A 2949-nucleotide genomic window follows, 5' to 3' on the forward strand; every position below is an offset into this window, starting at 1 on the left:
AAGCAGCTACTACAAACTCAGGTCCAAATATCAAGGCATGGGCGTTTCAGATCTACAGCGTTTAAAAGAGCTTGAAGACGAAAATCGGCGTTTGAAACAGATGTACGCAGACATTAGCCTAGAGCACAAAGTGCTCAAGGATATTGTTGAAAAAAAGCTATAACCGCAGCGAGTCGGCGTGACTTAGTTGATTATGCTGTCAAAACTCATGCATTGAGCGGGAATAAAGCATGCAAGATATGCAGTATTGGCCGATCAGTTTATCGGTATCAACCTAAAAAACAGGTTGTTGATACTAAAATTAAAAAGGTGCTGACAGATTTAGCTAAGGTACATCATCGCTGGGGTTTTGACAAAATGATGGCTAAAATCAAGCAAAACTACGCTTGGAACCATAAGCGTGTTTACCGTGTCTATTGTGAGCTCAAGCTTAATTTGAGGGTCAAGCCTAGAAAAAGACGTTCACCACGGCAAGCAAAAATGTTAGTTCAGCCTATTGTACCAAACTACTGTTGGTCACTTGACTTTATGAGTGACACGTTATCGAATAAGCGCAAGTTTAGAACTTTAAATGTGATCGATGATTATAATCGTGAGTGTTTATTGATTGAGCCTGCTTTTTCCTTACCATCAATGGTTGTTACTCGACTGCTTGATCAGGTTGCCGAGTCAAAAGGTTATCCTGAAGTGATTCGAAGTGACAATGGTCCAGAGTTTATTTCAAGCGATTTTACAAAATGGGCAGAGCAACACAACATATTGCTCCACCATATTCAGCCTGGGAAGCCCGCACAAAATGGCTTTATTGAGCGATTTAACCGGACTTATCGCCAGGATATTTTGGATGCACACTGGTTTTATAGTTTAGAGGAGGTCAGGGAAATTACTGAACCATGGGTTGATCAATATAACAATGAGCGGCCTCATGAATCATTAGCGAACTTGTCACCCATTAATTTTAAAAAAATGAGAGACAAAACCACAGAAATTCCACTTTAGACTTGGCATAAAAATGGGGGCTTTACAATCTCATCAAGCGCTAGGAGATTTTGTTCCTGCCGAGGTGTTTTCAGGGGCAAAAATAATTTCTTAATTGAGGTTCGTTTTTGTCGGAAGGTAGGAGGCCAGTTCAGTCTATACATAAGTTCTGAGAGGTTAGATGATGAAATTTGAATGTCCAATTACACTAGATGAATTAAGCCCAAGAGAAGTACAGATATATGCAGTAAAATCACAAAAAAATGAAGATAAAAATAGTAGCATATACTCTATCTATGGTATTGCAAGAGCATCATTTATTATGCTAAATTGCTGTCCAATAACACGTGCAACAATATATTTCCCATTGACGCTTCAAGAATATTTATCAATTACCGAAGGTGACAATTTAGACACTAATGCCAAGGTTATTTCTGAAGAAATATTCAAAGAAAAATTTCATAATAAAATGGAAGTTAGTTTTTTAAAACATGATAAATATATCAAATATTTAGCAAAAGCTTTAGATATGTTACGCGAAGCTGGAGAAGACAGTGAAGAGAATTGGCAGCTTATTGAAAATCCTCCTGAGCATCTTAAAAATCATCGTAAACACTTAGTACAATTAATTATTGCCCTAGGAGATCTAAAAAAACATGGACTATTTAATGAAAAAAACCAGCAGCTTCTTATAAACAAGGCTGAGCATGCCTTAAAGCTAACCAAATCTTTAACTGAATTACAAAAAGCTAAACTAGCCAACCAAGATAACTGGCAACTTCTTATACATCAAGCTGAGCATGCTTTAAGGCTAGCCGACGCTTTAAGCGTATTGCGAAGAGTTGGATTAGCAAACGAAAAAAACTGGCAACTGCTTGCAAAGCATCCTCAACATGCTTACCACCTAAAGAATATATTATATGCACTGAACAAACAGAAGTTAATATCTGAGGAAAACTGGCAACTAATAGTAGGTCAAGCTGAATACGCCGAATCATTAAATCAAACCTTCAGTATATTACTAATCACAAATTTAGCTAACAAAAAAAACTATCAGTTGCTTATTAAGCAAATTAAATATGCTCCATATTTAGCTTATAGCCTAGATAAATTGCGTATAGCTAATTTAGCCAATCAAAATAACTTGCTGCTTCTAACAAATCATGCTGAACAAGCTATAGATTTAGCTAATGGTTTGATTCTGCCAAAAATAGCAAAGCCTTATATTCAGCCAATCATAGTAATACACTATCTAAAAATTATTATTAATAGCCTAAACCAAGATAGGCATATAAACTTTAGCCATGACGTTACATTAAAAAATGTATGCTTTGCTGTATCAGCTTGCCAAAACAATGTATTAGAGTACCTCAATCAACTCACCCAGTTTTTAAACAACTCTAAATACTATTTATTAAAAAAAGAAATCTGTCAAAATGGCGAAATAGTTCGTAAACGGGATATACGAAATTTCGCTATTTTTGGTAAAAAAAGTGAAAGTGGATACTTTTTAAACTCTCAAGACTTTGAAAATAGAAAGTATTTTTTAAAGTTAAAAAATGAAGAAGCGACTCTACTTTTTGAAAGAGGACAAGAAGGCATTGTTGCGAAAAATTTAGATGTAGAACTTTAAGGCGCATGAAGTTAGAGTAAAGCTTTGATCTGGCAACCTTTTTCTAGACAAATTTTTAACTGATTTTTTGATTATGCTCGTATTCCTCAGGTGATAAATAATCATTAGCTGAGTGAATGCGTTTTCTGTTATAAAAAACTTCGATATACTCAAAGATCGCTGATTTAGCCTCCTGTCGATTTTTAAAATTCATGTGATGAACTGAGTAACGTGTCTTTCCCATTGTGATTCCTCCGAAACAGCGTTATCCCCAGCAGTCTCCCTTACGACTCATACTTTGCTTAATTTGATGATCTTTAAGAATCTCACGATGACTTTCTGAAGCATATTGGCTTCCG

The 2949-nt window shown here is 35.6% G+C and carries 4 protein-coding genes; 3 read left to right on the plus strand and 1 reads right to left on the minus strand.

Annotated elements, in window-relative coordinates; translation table 11 throughout:
• From C200_RS16695 to C200_RS14190, 3 genes are all read left to right on the plus strand, one after another.
• A partial coding sequence (locus tag C200_RS16695) for a transposase (protein WP_033923696.1) occupies positions 1 to 163 on the plus strand: 163 nt, incomplete at its 5' end.
• Between the two features lie 50 nt (positions 164 to 213).
• The gene (locus C200_RS04845) at positions 214 to 999 is read left to right on the plus strand and encodes an IS3 family transposase (protein ID WP_162180147.1); all 786 of its coding nucleotides are present in this window, start codon (positions 214 to 216) and stop codon (positions 997 to 999) included.
• Between the two features lie 160 nt (positions 1000 to 1159).
• Positions 1160 to 2611 carry a hypothetical protein gene (locus C200_RS14190; protein WP_230383304.1) on the plus strand — a complete coding sequence of 484 codons (1452 nt, stop codon included), beginning with the start codon at positions 1160 to 1162 and terminating at the stop codon, positions 2609 to 2611.
• Between the two features lie 55 nt (positions 2612 to 2666).
• On the opposite strand, the gene C200_RS14875 is transcribed toward C200_RS14190, so the two are convergent.
• Complete coding sequence (locus tag C200_RS14875; RefSeq protein ID WP_080750121.1) at positions 2667 to 2834, minus strand: IS3 family transposase; 168 nt, start codon at positions 2832 to 2834, stop codon at positions 2667 to 2669.
• Between the last annotated feature and the right edge of the window lie 115 nt (positions 2835 to 2949).

The sequence above is a fragment of the Piscirickettsia salmonis LF-89 = ATCC VR-1361 genome, assembly GCF_000297215.2.
Lineage (GTDB): Bacteria > Pseudomonadota > Gammaproteobacteria > Piscirickettsiales > Piscirickettsiaceae > Piscirickettsia > Piscirickettsia salmonis.